Genomic DNA, 12,642 nt, shown 5'->3' on the forward strand with positions numbered 1-12,642 from the left:
GTGGCTCTCCTCACGAGATGGCTACACATTTAGGTGGTAACACGAACTAGATTAGATGGTATTACGAACTATTTCAAGGTATCGTCCGTGGTATGGCGACGGACGACGAGCTCACAGACAACCTCGTGCAGGTGTCATTCGGAGTGATCGCGGTGCTGAACCGCGTTGCGGCCGAACATGATTTGTCCCTGACCCAGTTGAGGGTGCTGGGGATATTGCGGGATCGCGAACCCGCGATGGCCGAACTGGCGACGTATCTGGGACTGGAACGTTCGACAGTCAGCGGCCTCATCGACCGGGCGGTTCAGCGCGGACTGGTACGAAAGACCAGCGATGCCGACGACGGCCGTTCGGTACGGGTCAGCCTCACCGCGCAGGCGCGCCGACTCGAGGTGCGGATCATCGCCGAGATCGGTGAGCTGATGGAGCCCATCACCGGCAGGCTCAACGCCACCGACCAGAAGCGACTCACTGAGCTGTTGGCGAAAGTGCTTGAGCACTAAGGTCGCCGCTATGGCCGATCGACCCGCTCGGGTAAGCGATGTGCATCGGATCGCCGCGTCGATGCCGCACGTGAAACGGCTGGAGGGGCCGAAGGGTAACGCGATCTATCAGGTGGGCGGCAAGTCGTTCGTTTTCTTCCGCACTCCGCAGCCCGACGCGACCGATCCCGACACCGGCGAACGCTACGCCGATGTGGTCATGCTCTGGGTGGACTCGGAGAGCGACAAGCTGGCGCTGATCCAGGATCCCGGCTCGCCGTTTTTCACCACCGACCACTTCGACGGGCATCCGTCGGTGCTGGTACGGGCCGGCCGGCTGCCGGAAATCACGGCGACGGAACTGGCCGAGCTGGTTCAGGACGCGTGGCTGTCCCGGGCCTCCAAGAAGCGGGCCGCGGAATGGCTGGCGGCGCACTCGGGCGATGTTTAGACACGAGTCCAATGGGTATCGCTAGGCGACGAGAAAATTTTTCTCGGACACAACGGAGGTCACGATGCGTGGTCGCGGAATAATCGGCGCGATCGTCTTGATTTGGCTAATCGTTGGAGTCTTCGCGGCGTGGCAGCGCGACTACTTCAAAACTGGGCAAACGAACTGTGTCACAGCGGGAAACATCGCACTGACGGTGATTGCGGGGCCGCTGAACTACGGGGGTGTCAACCCCAAAGTCAAGGATTGCCATGTACCGCAACCCAGTTCAATGCCAACCGGCTTAGTGCCCCTCACGTAAAGGAAATGTCATGATCGTCTTGGGCGTCGTCTTGCTTATTCTCGGATATGTGTTCGCCATTCCCTTGCTGTGGACGATCGGCATCGTCCTGATCGTTATCGGCGCGGTGATGTGGATCCTCGGCTCGGTCGGCCGCCCGGTCGGCGGCAGGCGGTACTGGTACTAGGCACCGCTCGGCGGGCTCGCCTGCGGTTTCACAGGACACACAAAGGAATGTCATAGCGTCGGCCCAGCCGGACGCGGATACTGGAACCTGTGACGCAGCCACGAACCTCCGTAGAGCGCGTTGTCATGTGCCGCGCTGACGGCAATCCGATCAATGTGCTGGTCGTGGACGACGAATCCGTCTTGGCCGAAATGGTGTCGATGGCACTGCGGTACGAGGGCTGGAACATCGCGACCGCCGGTGACGGATCATCGGCGATCGCTTCAGCCCGTGCCCAGCGCCCCGACGTCGTCGTGCTCGACGTGATGCTGCCCGACATGAGCGGGCTCGACGTCTTACACAAACTGCGCGAAGAGAATCCGCAGTTGCCGGTGCTGTTGCTGACGGCCAAGGATGCGGTCGAAGATCGCATCGCCGGGTTGACCGCGGGCGGCGATGACTATGTCACCAAGCCGTTCAGCATCGAAGAGGTTGTGCTGCGGTTGCGAGCATTGTTGCGGCGCACCGGCGTTACGACGGTGGATAGCGGAGCACAACTCGTCGTTGGTGATTTGGTGTTGGACGAGGATAGCCACGAGGTCACCCGAGCCGGCGAGCCGGTTTCGTTGACTTCCACCGAGTTTGAGCTGCTGCGGTTCATGATGCGCAATTCCAAGCGGGTGCTCAGCAAGGCGCAGATTCTCGATCGGGTATGGAGTTACGACTTCGGTGGTCGGTCCAACATCGTCGAGCTTTATATCTCCTACTTGCGCAAGAAGATCGACAACGGCCGCGACCCGATGATCCACACGCTGCGCGGTGCGGGTTATGTCCTCAAGCCCGCCACCTAGGGCGCGGCGAGTCTGGTCGCTTCGGCTCCGGCTCCTGGTTGGGCAGGTCATTGTCCTCGCCCTGGTCTGCGTCGGGATCACGGCGGTGACCGAACTTTCGCTGAACCATCACCTGATGCGACAGCTCGACGGGCAGTTGGGCGGGACCTCGCACCGCTCGGCGCTGATGTACCCCGAACCGAACCGTCCCGGGTGGCATCACGACCACGGTTTCAACCAGCGTCCCGGCCCTGGCCCGCGGTTCCTCGACGCCCCCGGCCAGCCGGCGGGCATGGTCGCCGCGGTGGTCAGTGACGGCAAGACGGTCGACGCCGGCTACCTGACCAGTATTGGTTCGCGGGCCGCGCTGACCGACAAGGCCCAGAACCAACTGGCGGCGATCGCCGCCAGCCGCGCGCCGGTGACCCTGGATCTCGACGGCCTCGGGCGGTATCGCGTCGTGGCGGCTCCGAGCCGGCGCGGTGGCGACGTGATCGTCACCGGACTGTCGATGCAGGACGTCGACGCCACGTTGATTCAGATGTTGGTGATTTTCGGGATCGTCACCGTGATCGCGTTGGCCGCGGCCACGATCGCCGGGATGGTGATCATCAGGCGAGCACTAGCGCCGCTGCGCCGTGTCGCGCAAACCGCGCGCCGGGTTTCGAATCTGCCACTGGACCGCGGTGAGGTCGAACTGACGGTGCGGGTTCCCGAATCCGATGCCAACCCCTCGACCGAGGTGGGACAACTGGGGTCGGCGCTGAATCGGATGCTCGACCACATCGTGGCCGCACTGACGGCGCGGCAGGCCAGCGAGACCCGGGTCCGCCAGTTCGTCGCCGATGCGAGTCACGAGCTGCGCACTCCGCTGGCCGCGATCCGCGGCTATACCGAACTCACCCAGCGGATGGGCGACGATCGCGAGGCGGTGGCCCACGCGATGAGCCGCGTCGCCTCGGAGACCGAGCGGATAACGCGGCTCGTCGAGGACCTACTGTTATTGGCCCGTCTGGACTCCGGCCGGCCACTGGAACGCGAACCGGTAGATCTGTCGCGGGTGGCGGTCGACGCGGTCAGTGACGCGCACGTCGCCGGGCCGGATCACCAATGGGAACTCGACCTGCCCGAGGAACCGGTGGTCGTCGTCGGCGACGCGGCACGGCTACATCAGGTGTTGACCAATCTGCTTGCCAATGCGCGGATTCACACCGGTTCGGGGACCGTCGTCACGACGCGATTGAGCACCGAGCCGACGCATAGCGTGCTGCAGGTGATCGACAATGGCCCCGGTATACCGGCGGCTCTGCAGTCAGAGGTGTTCGAGCGGTTCGCCCGCGGCGACACCTCGCGCTCCCGCAAGGGGGGCAGCACCGGGCTGGGGCTGGCGATCGTCTCCGCCGTCGTCAAGGCGCACAACGGGACGATCACGGTCGACAGCGCACCCGGTCATACCGAGTTCACGGTGCGGTTGCCACTCAACGGGTGGCAACCGCCCGCGGCCTCGCCTAGCTAGTGCAGGTGACGTCGATCTCGAAGGGCTTGTTCACCGGTTGCGTGGGGTTGGCCATGTCGACGCCCGTGGCGGTTCCGGTGATCTTGTAGCTGTTGCCGTTCTTGGTTGCCGAGGCGTTGCCACCGCCGCCGGCCGACGCGTAGGCGAGCGTCACGCCGTTCACGTTGCCCAGACCAACAGAGGTCACGGTGGGCGGGTTGCCGTCGCTGAGCACGGCGGCGATGCCGGTCGCGGCCCCGCCGATCGCGATGTTGACGCTGCCGCCGACGGTTGTGCACACGACCGAGCCGGTTACGTTCTGGTCCTTGCCGTCAATGATCACCTTGGTGCCGCCACCCCCGCTGGAGCTGGCCGAAGTGCTTGCGCCCGACGAGGACCCACTCGAACTTTTCTTGTCGCTCGAACAGCCAGAAATGCCAGCGACCAGAATCGCTGCTCCGGCTATAGCGACCGTCAGTTCACGCTTCACCTGTTCTCCTTTGCCCGATCGTTGCGGACCTCAACATTGAGGGCCGTCAACGCAGTATGCCGGGTTTGCCATGCCGCATAAAAGAGGTTCCGGGAAATTGTTTCGTCTGGGTTAACCGGGCGGCTCGCCACACGTCCTTTCGGGCAAGGGCCGGTTAATGGCAAGGTATTGCCGGTGAACCACAAACCTCCCACCGCGGTCATCGAGTCGGCGCAGCGCGCACATGCTCTGCCCTGGGATGACACAACGGATTTCGACGACGCCGAACGTGGATTGATCGCGTCGTTGTCTCCCTGCGTCGTCAAGGCGGCCGACGGACGTGTGGTGTGGGACAACGATGTCTATGCCTTCCTTGACGGTCCCGCACCGGCTTCGGTGCACCCCAGCCTGTGGCGGCAATCGACGCTGGCGGCCAAACAAGGCCTGTACGAAGTGGTGCCGGGCGTCTATCAGGTCCGCGGCCTCGACCTCTCCAATATCAGTTTTATCGAGGGCGATACGGGAATCATCGTCATCGATCCGTTGGTGTCCACCGAGGTAGCCGCGGCGGCCCTGGATCTCTATCGCACCCATCGCGGCGGCGACCGCCCGGTGGTCGCGGTGATCTACACCCACAGCCACGTCGACCATTTCGGCGGCGTGCTGGGCGTCACCTCGCAGGCCGATGTCGATGCCGGCAAGGTCGCCGTGTTGGCTCCAGAAGGTTTCACCGCGCACGCCGTGCAGGAGAATGTCTACGCCGGACCCGCAATGACGCGGCGGGCGACCTACATGTACGGCACTCTGCTGGAACGCGGGCCCCAAGGGCAGGTCGGGTGCGGTCTTGGTCAGGCCCCGTCTACCGGCGAAGTCGCCATCATCGTGCCGACCATCGACATCCGGGAGACCGGTGAGACGCACACGATCGACGGCGTGGAGATCGAGTTCCAGATGGCGCCCGGCACCGAGGCACCCGCCGAAATGCATTTCTATTTCCCACGTTTCCGTGCACTGTGCATGGCGGAGAACGCCACCCACAACCTGCACAACCTGCTCACCTTGCGCGGCGCGCTGGTCCGCGACCCACACGCCTGGGCGGGCTATCTCACCGAGGCGATCGACACCTTCGCCGACCGCGCCGACGTGGTGTTCGCTTCGCATCACTGGCCGACCTGGGGACGCGAGAGCATCGTCGAGTTCTTGTCGCTGCAACGCGACCTGTATTCGTATCTGCACGACCAGACGCTTCGCCTGCTCAACCAGGGCTACACCGGTGTCGAAATCGCCGAAATGTTCCAGATGCCACCCGCTTTGGATCGGGCGTGGCATACTCACGGCTATTACGGATCCGTCAGCCACAATGTCAAGGCCGTCTACCAGCGTTACATGGGCTGGTTCGACGGCAACCCGGGCCGGCTCTGGCCGCATCCGCCCGAGGCCCTCGCGCCCCGTTACGTCGAGGCGATGGGCGGCATCGACCGAGTCGTCGAGCTTGCCCAAACGGCTTTCGACGCCGGCGATTTCCGTTGGGCCGCAACGCTGCTTGACCATGCGATCTTCACCGACAGTGATCACGGCCCGGCGGGCGCGCTGTACGCGGACACGCTGGAGCAGTTAGCCTACGGCGCCGAGAATGCGACGTGGCGCAACTTCTTCTTGAGCGGCGCAACAGAATTGCGTGACGGAAACTTCGGCACGGCTACGACGGCCACCTCGATGTCGATGCTCAGTCAACTGACTCCGGAGCAGATCTTCGACAGCCTTGCCATCAGCGTCAACGGGCCGCGCAGTTGGGATCTCGATATCACCGTCGATATCACCTTCGCCGACTTGGCCACCAACTATCGGCTCGCCCTGCGTAACGGCGTGCTCGTCTATCGCAACGTCGCCGCCGACCCGGCGACGGCGGACGTTACGGTCAAGCTGGACAGCAAGTCTCGGCTGTTGGCGGTGGCCATGGGCGACGTCACCTCGGCCGGGCTCGACATCGCTGGAGACAGGTCGGCACTGCAGGCGTTGCTGGATGTGCTGGATAAGCCGGACCCGAAGTTCAACATCGTCACGCCGTAGCCGTCACATCCGCCCCTCGCGCCTCTGGGTGGAGTGGACCACGTTGTGCCCGCCTCCGAGCGACTAACGCGTATGGGCCGACGCGCCCGCAGATTTGTCGCTCAGAGGCGGGCAAAAAGAGCTGTGCCCCCACGTGTCAACCAGTGTGGCGAATGTGACGTCACGCGACGTCGATGACCACCTTGCCCAAAACCTTGCGGTCGGCCACATGCCGCAACGCGGACGGCGTCTCGGCCAACGGGAACCGGGCGCCGATGTACGGACGGACCGTGCCCGCGGCGAACATCTGCGCTAGCTCCTGCTCGTCGCGGACCGCCTCGTCGGGATAGTCACTGGCGAAGGTGCGGATTTCCATGCCACGCACGTAGAGGTCTTTGAGCAGAACAAGATTGAGCGGAATGGCCGGGATCGTGCCCGCCGCGTAGCCGAGGGTGACGAAGGTACCGCCGCGCGCCAGACCGCGCAGCGCCGGCTCCGAATACTGTCCGCCGACCGGGTCCAACACAACCCGGGCCGCGTCGCCGGTGAGCTCGCGGATCCGCGTTTTCAGGTCCTCGTGGTCGTAGTCGACGACGGCCTCTGCCCCGCGCTGCCGGCACAGCTCGAGCTTCTCCGGGCTCGACGCCGCGGCCAGCACCCGGGCTTTCATCGCGACTGCCAGATCGACGGCGGCCAGTCCCACACCGCCCGCGGCGCCGAGTACTACGACCCAATCACCTTCTGTCACAGCGGCGGTCGACCGCAGGGCATAATACGCCGTGCGGTAGGTCACGCCGAAGGCCGCGGCCGACGCGAAGTCGGCGTCGTCGGGTATCAACGACGCCTGCGTCGTGTCGAGCAGTGCCTGCTCAGCGAACGCTCCGAAGGTGGTTCCGGCCACCCGCTGGCCCGGCTGAAACGGCGCACCCTCGCCGACGGAGATCACTTCCCCGGCAATCTCATTGCCCGGTATGAACGGCGGCGGAATCTTGACCTGGTACTTGCCGGCGATGAACAACACGTCGGGGAAGTTGACCGACGCGGCGTGCACCCGCACCAACATCTGGCCCGGCGCCGGGACGGGCTCGGGAACGTCGTCGAGCACCAAACTCTCCGGAGGACCGTACGAACGACAGACAACAGCACGCATCAACTGACTCCCAAGCCGTTCAAACAGAACCGCACCACATGTGCGATGTCGTCGGGCTCGGGCCGAACGGGAGAGCCCATGTAGCGCCGCATCGTTGCCGCCGTGCAGCAGAACACCGCTTCGACGTCGCGTTCGACATCGGTACTTCCCAGTGCCGCAACCGGTTCGACCAGCAGATCGCGCAGTGGGTACATCATTTCGTGATCGACCGTACGCCAGTTCGTCGCGGTCGCCATCTGACCGGCCGCTGCGCGGCTTTTCCTGATCAGGTCGGGTTCGGCGACCTGAGCCAGGGTGCCCTCGATCCAGCGGGCGATCTTGTCCCGCGGTCGGGCCTCCTTGGCCATCTGATGTTCCAGGTACGACACGACGATCCCGACACCACGCTCCATCACGGCCAGGATGAGATCGTCCTTGCCGGCGAAATACCGGTAGAACGCCTTGTTCGACGACCCGGCCTCGGTGACGATGTCACTGACCCGCGGCTCCTCGGGCGCGACGCGCTCCATCACCCGCACCGCGGCCGCCAGGATGCGTTCGACCTCCGCGGTCGCCCCCCGCTGCCGGTCGTCGAGGGCGCGCTCGACAGCCGCGGCGACTCTGTTGATCATGGCGAATGTGGGTGTGCCGGAACGCTACCGACCAGGGCGCCGTACTTTTCCCGGGCGGCGTCACGACGTACTTGCAGCATTTCGCTGGGCCAGTCACCTTCCTCGGCGTCGTAGCCTTTGAGCAGCATCCGGGCCAGGTTGACCTTGTGCGCCTCGGTCGGCCCGTCGGCAAGGCCGAGCGCGATGCCGCCTAGCAGCACATTGACCAGCGGCAACTGGTCGGTGAGCCCGAGCGCACCATGCACCTGAATGGCGCGCAGCGCAATCGATTTCAGAACCTGTGAGGCCAGGATCTTGCAGGCGGCGATCTCGGCGCGCGCACCATGCTCGTCGCCGTTGTCGATCAGCCACGCGGCGTGCAGCACCGTCAGCCGAAACGGGATCAGCTCGGTGTAGGAGTCGGCCACGAATTCTTGCACCAGCTGCTTGTCGGCCAGCGGGCTGCCTTGGGTGAAACGGCTTTTCGCGCGTCGTGACATCATGTCTACCGCGCGCTGCGCCATCCCGATGGAGCGCATCGCGTGATGCAGCCGCCCGCCCGCCAGCCGGGTCTGCAGGATCAGGAAGCCCTGCCCGGCTTCGCCGAGCAGCCCATCCGCCCCCACCCGTACCCCGTCGTAGTGCACCAGGGAATGCCCGGGCTCATGCGGGTCGGCGCCCACCAGGTGATGGTTGGCTTCCAGGTTCAGACCTTCGGTGTCGGCGGGGATCAGGAACGTCGAGGCGCCGCGATGGACGGGCACGTCCGGATTGGTGATCGCGACGACTATGAAGAACGACGCCACAGAAGCGTTGGAGGAAAAGTACTTTCGACCGGTGATCACCCAGTCGTCGCCGTCGCGGACGGCGCGGGTGGTGAACACGCGCGGATCGGCGCCGCCTTGCGGTTCCGTCATCGAGAAGCAGGAGAAGATCTCCCCGGACAGCAATCCGGACAGATAGCGATCCTTCTGGTCTTGGGTTCCGAAGCGCGCGATGATCTCCGCGTTACCGGTATCGGGCGCTTGGGTTCCGAACACGATCGGCGCCCACGGGCTGCGGCCCAGAATCTCGTTGATCAATGTCAGCTTGACCGCGCCGAAGCCTTGCCCACCCAGTTCCGGCCCCAGATGCGGTGCCCACAAGCCATTGTCGCGGACCTGCTGCTTGAGCGGATCGACAATGCGTCGGCGCTCGTCATTGAGCGGCAGGAACTCGCAGCCCGGGAACAGCACCTCGAGCGGCTCCACCTCCTCATGCACGAACTCGCGAACCCAGGCGAGCTTCTTCTCGAACTCGGGCTCGGTAGAGAAGTCCCATGACATTCGAATACTCCTCGCTTTAGGGAATTCCGCCGTCGGTCCGCAGAATCGAACCGGTCGTGAAACTGGACGCGTCGGACGCCAAGAACAATGCGGCACCGACGACTTCGCGCGGGTCACCGGCGCGTTTCAGGTGGAGGTGGCCAAAGTTGTTGCCCCCGCTGAGGTCCCACGCCTTGCTGACGTCGGTCAGGTAGGGCCCGGCCATCAGCGTGTTGACCCGTACCGCCGGCCCGAAGGCCTGCGCCAGCCCCTCGGTCATCGCGTTGAGCCCGGCCTTGGCGGCCGCATAGGGAATGATGCCGCCGTTCGGGCGCAGCGACCCGGTAGAGCTCACGTTGATGATCGACCCGCTGCCCGCGGCCACCATTCGCTCGCCCACCAACGCCGATAACCGAAACGGCCCTTTGAGATTCAGGTTTACCACCGCGTCGAACAGCTTCTCGGTGACGTTGCTGAGCTTGTCGTAAAGCGGCGACATGCCCGCGTTGTTGATCAGGGTGTCGACCTTGCCGAACCGCTGGTAGGTGGCGTCGACCAGGCCGTCGAGCTGGTCCCAGCGTCCGACGTGCACACCGTAGGGCAGCGCGGACCGCCCGGTCTGGGCTTCGACCTCCTTGGCCGCGGCGACGCAGTTGTCGAAGTTGCGGCTGGCGATCACCACGTCGGCGCCGCAGTGCGCGGCGGCGAACGCCATTTCCCGCCCGAGTCCACGGCTGCCGCCGGTAATCAGCACCACGCGATCGGTGAGGTCGAAAAGCTGGTCGGCATAACCCATTTCAGCGGCACCTCGTCGGCAGGCTGCGCGCCATCTCGGCCGCCGTCGCGATGAGCTGAAGGATCATCGGGCCGAATGCGCCGGTGATCTTGGGGTCGACCTTTCCGGTGCGCACGCCGGCGGCGTAGGTCTTTTCCAGCACGATGCCGAGCTTCCAGTTGGCCAGCACCAGGTAGTAGTCGATGTTCTCGGTGGAAAGCCCGCTGACTTTCTCGTAGTGCTGCAGCAATTCGCTGCGCGTCGGCATGCCACTCATGTCCAGATAAAACCCGTCGCCCTTGGGGTTTTCGCCGTCGTAGCCCAGCAGCGACCAGGCGAGGTCCAGCAGCGGATCGCCGACTGTCGTCATCTCCCAGTCCACGATCGCGGCGAGTTGAGCCTGGTCCCCGTGCGCGAACATCACGTTGGCGAACTGGTAGTCGCCGTGCATGATGCCCGGCTGGTATTCCGCGGGCCGGTTGCGGCGCAGCCAATCGGCGGCCTCGTTCAGGCCCGGCAGATCGCGCACCTTGTAGGCGTCGAGGAACGCCAGCCAACGGTCGACCTGCCGATCGTGGAATCCGTCCGGGCGGCCGAAGCCCTCGAGCCCTTGGCCGCGCCAGTCCACCCGGCCCAGCTTAGCGGCGCCTTCGACGAGTTCGAATGAAAGCCCGCGCCGCGCGTCGAGGTCGGTGTCGAACGGTGGCTGCCAGCCGCCGTCCATCGGGCTCCAGCCGTCGATCGCCCGCATCACGTAGAACGGCATGCCGAGCACGGTGCCGCTGTCGTCGGCGGCGATCAGCTCGGCGTGTGGCACATCGGTGCCGGACAGTGCCCGCACCAGCCGGATCTCGCGCAGCAGGCCGTCGATGCGGGCCGCGTCCGCGCGAGCGCCCGGCATTCGCAGCACCATGCGCTCGCTGCCACGCTGAATCAGATACAGCGTGTTCTGCGAACCGCCCTTGAGTTGCTCCAGGAGCGGCTCCTCGCCGCTTCCCGGCGCGTCGTTGGCGTCCAGCCATCGGCCTAGCACTCCAGGGTCCAGTTGGGTTCCACCAGCAGTCGTCATTGTCCGCACACCCCACTCTCTGTGTGGAGAATAGCATTCTCCACACAGACCGCTAGTGGCACCGGCCCAGACATGCTCGTTCGGCGAATGGGGCGCCGATATCCCGGCGCGACTGGCCAATAGGATTGCGGGAACCGGACTTGCCGGCCGGTATTACTGGTCTTTCGCCAGAGTATCGACCAGCTCGATGATCAAGTCGTATTTCGCGTCGCCAAATTTTGGCGAACACGTGTCAAAACGGCGAATTATATATCGTGCCGCTAACCGGCCACATACTGACAAATGGCATTCGCGTAGTCTGTGCCTAATTGCCCGTCGCTACGCATCTTTTCGATGCTATCGCTGATATTGAGAGTTCTTTCCCGGTCATACCCGAAGATATGGTAATCCTGTAAAGCTTGCTCGAATGAGAAGATTTTATGAGCACGCTTGTTGACCTTGCATCCGGCGTTCCAATAGCTCATCCAACTGTCGTATGTATCCTCAGAACGGACAGTGCTGGCAATGATATTCCGTGTCCGTGTGACGACCGATTCTGCCGCGACCGGACTAACTGGAATATGTCCGCCTTCCGATAAAATCGGAGCGACTAGCGGACGGTATTCCTGGATCACGCGTTCCAGAGCCTCCAGCGCGCCGTTCGCCGAAGCGGTGCCACAAGTAAATACAGCGCCGCCCGTCAGCACAGCAGAGACCGCGGCCGTCGCTGCCGCCCTTTGAATTAGCGCCTTGATGTCCATGAGAAATTCCTCCCGCCAAGTGCTGCGATTGCTGTGAATTAACCTTGGCACTCGACCCGTAGATAGGCGCGCGTAGTTGGCTACTCGATTAGCCCGTCGCGGAAGCCTCCCGCGCGCGGCGGCAGCGGGCGATGAGAAACTGCGAACCGGCCACCGAACACCCGACGACAGGGAGAGACATGCAAGTGCTTCTGGTCCGGCATGCGTTGCCGCTGCGCAGCGAACACGGCCAGGGTTCCGACCCGGACTTGTCGGAAGAGGGGGTGGCCCAGATCGCGCGCCTGCCCGAGGCGCTCGCCAGGTTCCCGATCTCCCGGGTGCTCAGCAGCCCGCAGCGCCGTGCCATTCAGACCGCCGAACCGGTCGCGGCGGCCCGGAAGCTGTCCGTCGAGATTGACGATCGCTTCGCCGAATACGATCGCGACCTTCCGGTGTACATCCCCGTCGAGCAGATCCGTCAGGAAAACCCGAAGGAGTGGGAGCGACTGGCGCAGGGCCACCTACCCAGTGCGGTCGACGAAGACGCGTTCCGGGCGCGGATCGGGGCGGCGATCGACGACCTCGTCGCGTCCGCCGATCCTGAAGACACCGTCGCGGTGTTCAGCCACGGTGGGGTGATCAACCTGCTCCTGCACGAAATCCTCGGGACGACACGGTTGTTGTCGTTTCCCGTCGACTACGCATCGGTGACCCGCCTGCTCTACTCGCGGACCGGTCAGGCGACCGTGGCGGGAGTCAACGGCATCGAACACGTGTGGGACCTGTTGCCCCGCAATCAGCGATGGTAAACAA

The 12,642-nt window shown here is 64.3% G+C and carries 15 protein-coding genes; 8 read left to right on the forward strand and 7 right to left on the reverse strand.

Annotated features, from left to right (window positions below; genetic code table 11):
- The first annotated feature begins 92 nt into the window (after positions 1-92).
- From LMQ14_RS00865 to LMQ14_RS00890, 6 genes are all read left to right on the forward strand, one after another.
- Positions 93-503, forward strand: a complete 411-nt coding sequence (locus LMQ14_RS00865) for a MarR family winged helix-turn-helix transcriptional regulator (protein ID WP_267732998.1) — start codon at positions 93-95, stop codon at positions 501-503.
- Positions 504-513: 10 nt separating this feature from the next.
- Positions 514-933, forward strand: coding sequence for an MmcQ/YjbR family DNA-binding protein (locus LMQ14_RS00870; protein WP_267732999.1), 420 nt, complete (start codon positions 514-516; stop codon positions 931-933).
- A gap of 64 nt (positions 934-997) precedes the next feature.
- Positions 998-1,234: a hypothetical protein gene (locus LMQ14_RS00875; RefSeq protein WP_085222124.1), complete on the forward strand. Its 237-nt coding sequence runs from the start codon at positions 998-1,000 to the stop codon at positions 1,232-1,234.
- A 10-nt stretch (positions 1,235-1,244) separates the two neighbouring features.
- Complete coding sequence (locus LMQ14_RS00880; protein ID WP_267733000.1) at positions 1,245-1,400, forward strand: DUF6131 family protein; 156 nt, start codon at positions 1,245-1,247, stop codon at positions 1,398-1,400.
- Between the two features lie 125 nt (positions 1,401-1,525).
- On the forward strand, positions 1,526-2,230 hold the full coding sequence (gene tcrX, locus LMQ14_RS00885) for a two-component system response regulator TcrX (RefSeq protein WP_267733001.1): 705 nt from the start codon (positions 1,526-1,528) through the stop codon (positions 2,228-2,230).
- The gene (locus LMQ14_RS00890; protein WP_267733002.1) at positions 2,208-3,725 is read left to right on the forward strand and encodes a sensor histidine kinase; all 1,518 of its coding nucleotides are present in this window, start codon (positions 2,208-2,210) and stop codon (positions 3,723-3,725) included. Before tcrX ends, LMQ14_RS00890 begins: the two co-directional genes overlap by 23 nt.
- Here LMQ14_RS00890 and LMQ14_RS00895 read toward each other — a convergent pair.
- Entirely contained in the window at positions 3,718-4,194 is a 477-nt protein-coding gene (locus tag LMQ14_RS00895) for a lipoprotein LpqH (protein WP_267733003.1), read from the reverse strand. The two genes, LMQ14_RS00890 and LMQ14_RS00895, sit on opposite strands and share 8 nt — an antisense overlap.
- A 168-nt stretch (positions 4,195-4,362) precedes the next feature.
- Here LMQ14_RS00895 and LMQ14_RS00900 point away from each other — a divergent pair, with 168 nt between their 5' ends.
- Positions 4,363-6,243 (forward strand): alkyl/aryl-sulfatase, encoded by a 1,881-nt coding sequence (locus tag LMQ14_RS00900; protein ID WP_267733004.1) that lies wholly within the window; start codon positions 4,363-4,365, stop codon positions 6,241-6,243.
- A 160-nt stretch (positions 6,244-6,403) separates the two neighbouring features.
- Here LMQ14_RS00900 and LMQ14_RS00905 read toward each other — a convergent pair whose 3' ends face one another.
- The 6 genes from LMQ14_RS00905 to LMQ14_RS00930 form a co-directional block, all read right to left on the reverse strand.
- On the reverse strand, positions 6,404-7,372 hold the full coding sequence (locus LMQ14_RS00905; protein ID WP_267733005.1) for an NADPH:quinone oxidoreductase family protein: 969 nt from the start codon (positions 7,370-7,372) through the stop codon (positions 6,404-6,406).
- On the reverse strand, positions 7,372-7,983 hold the full coding sequence (locus LMQ14_RS00910) for a TetR/AcrR family transcriptional regulator (protein WP_267733006.1): 612 nt from the start codon (positions 7,981-7,983) through the stop codon (positions 7,372-7,374). The genes LMQ14_RS00905 and LMQ14_RS00910 overlap by 1 nt, the downstream gene beginning before the upstream one ends.
- Positions 7,980-9,287, reverse strand: a complete 1,308-nt coding sequence (locus LMQ14_RS00915; protein ID WP_267733007.1) for an acyl-CoA dehydrogenase family protein — start codon at positions 9,285-9,287, stop codon at positions 7,980-7,982. The genes LMQ14_RS00910 and LMQ14_RS00915 overlap by 4 nt, the downstream gene beginning before the upstream one ends.
- A gap of 16 nt (positions 9,288-9,303) precedes the next feature.
- Entirely contained in the window at positions 9,304-10,062 is a 759-nt protein-coding gene (locus LMQ14_RS00920) for an SDR family NAD(P)-dependent oxidoreductase (protein WP_267733008.1), read from the reverse strand.
- Between the two features lies 1 nt (position 10,063).
- Complete coding sequence (locus tag LMQ14_RS00925; protein ID WP_267733009.1) at positions 10,064-11,110, reverse strand: phosphotransferase family protein; 1,047 nt, start codon at positions 11,108-11,110, stop codon at positions 10,064-10,066.
- Between the two features lie 260 nt (positions 11,111-11,370).
- Positions 11,371-11,850 (reverse strand): hypothetical protein, encoded by a 480-nt coding sequence (locus LMQ14_RS00930; protein WP_267733010.1) that lies wholly within the window; start codon positions 11,848-11,850, stop codon positions 11,371-11,373.
- A gap of 179 nt (positions 11,851-12,029) precedes the next feature.
- Here LMQ14_RS00930 and LMQ14_RS00935 point away from each other — a divergent pair, with 179 nt between their 5' ends.
- The gene (locus LMQ14_RS00935; protein WP_267733011.1) at positions 12,030-12,638 is read left to right on the forward strand and encodes a histidine phosphatase family protein; all 609 of its coding nucleotides are present in this window, start codon (positions 12,030-12,032) and stop codon (positions 12,636-12,638) included.
- Positions 12,639-12,642 lie beyond the last annotated feature (4 nt).

The sequence above is a fragment of the Mycobacterium sp. Aquia_213 genome (assembly GCF_026625985.1).
GTDB lineage: Bacteria > Actinomycetota > Actinomycetes > Mycobacteriales > Mycobacteriaceae > Mycobacterium.

What these genes read in the sequence shown, in the direction of transcription:
- LMQ14_RS00875 (WP_085222124.1), top strand. Translation starts at nt 998, where the DNA reads ATGCGTGGTCGCGGAATAATCGGCGCGATCGTCTTGATTTGGCTAATC.
- LMQ14_RS00880 (WP_267733000.1), top strand. Translation starts at nt 1,245, where the DNA reads ATGATCGTCTTGGGCGTCGTCTTGCTTATTCTCGGATATGTGTTCGCC.
- LMQ14_RS00935 (WP_267733011.1), top strand. Translation starts at nt 12,030, where the DNA reads ATGCAAGTGCTTCTGGTCCGGCATGCGTTGCCGCTGCGCAGCGAACAC.
- tcrX (WP_267733001.1), top strand. Translation starts at nt 1,526, where the DNA reads ATGTGCCGCGCTGACGGCAATCCGATCAATGTGCTGGTCGTGGACGAC.
- LMQ14_RS00865 (WP_267732998.1), top strand. Translation starts at nt 93, where the DNA reads ATGGCGACGGACGACGAGCTCACAGACAACCTCGTGCAGGTGTCATTC.
- LMQ14_RS00915 (WP_267733007.1), bottom strand. Translation starts at nt 9,287, where the DNA reads ATGTCATGGGACTTCTCTACCGAGCCCGAGTTCGAGAAGAAGCTCGCC.
- LMQ14_RS00920 (WP_267733008.1), bottom strand. Translation starts at nt 10,062, where the DNA reads ATGGGTTATGCCGACCAGCTTTTCGACCTCACCGATCGCGTGGTGCTG.
- LMQ14_RS00930 (WP_267733010.1), bottom strand. Translation starts at nt 11,850, where the DNA reads ATGGACATCAAGGCGCTAATTCAAAGGGCGGCAGCGACGGCCGCGGTC.
- LMQ14_RS00890 (WP_267733002.1), top strand. Translation starts at nt 2,208, where the DNA reads ATGTCCTCAAGCCCGCCACCTAGGGCGCGGCGAGTCTGGTCGCTTCGG.
- LMQ14_RS00910 (WP_267733006.1), bottom strand. Translation starts at nt 7,983, where the DNA reads ATGATCAACAGAGTCGCCGCGGCTGTCGAGCGCGCCCTCGACGACCGG.
- LMQ14_RS00925 (WP_267733009.1), bottom strand. Translation starts at nt 11,110, where the DNA reads ATGACGACTGCTGGTGGAACCCAACTGGACCCTGGAGTGCTAGGCCGA.
- LMQ14_RS00905 (WP_267733005.1), bottom strand. Translation starts at nt 7,372, where the DNA reads ATGCGTGCTGTTGTCTGTCGTTCGTACGGTCCTCCGGAGAGTTTGGTG.
- LMQ14_RS00870 (WP_267732999.1), top strand. Translation starts at nt 514, where the DNA reads ATGGCCGATCGACCCGCTCGGGTAAGCGATGTGCATCGGATCGCCGCG.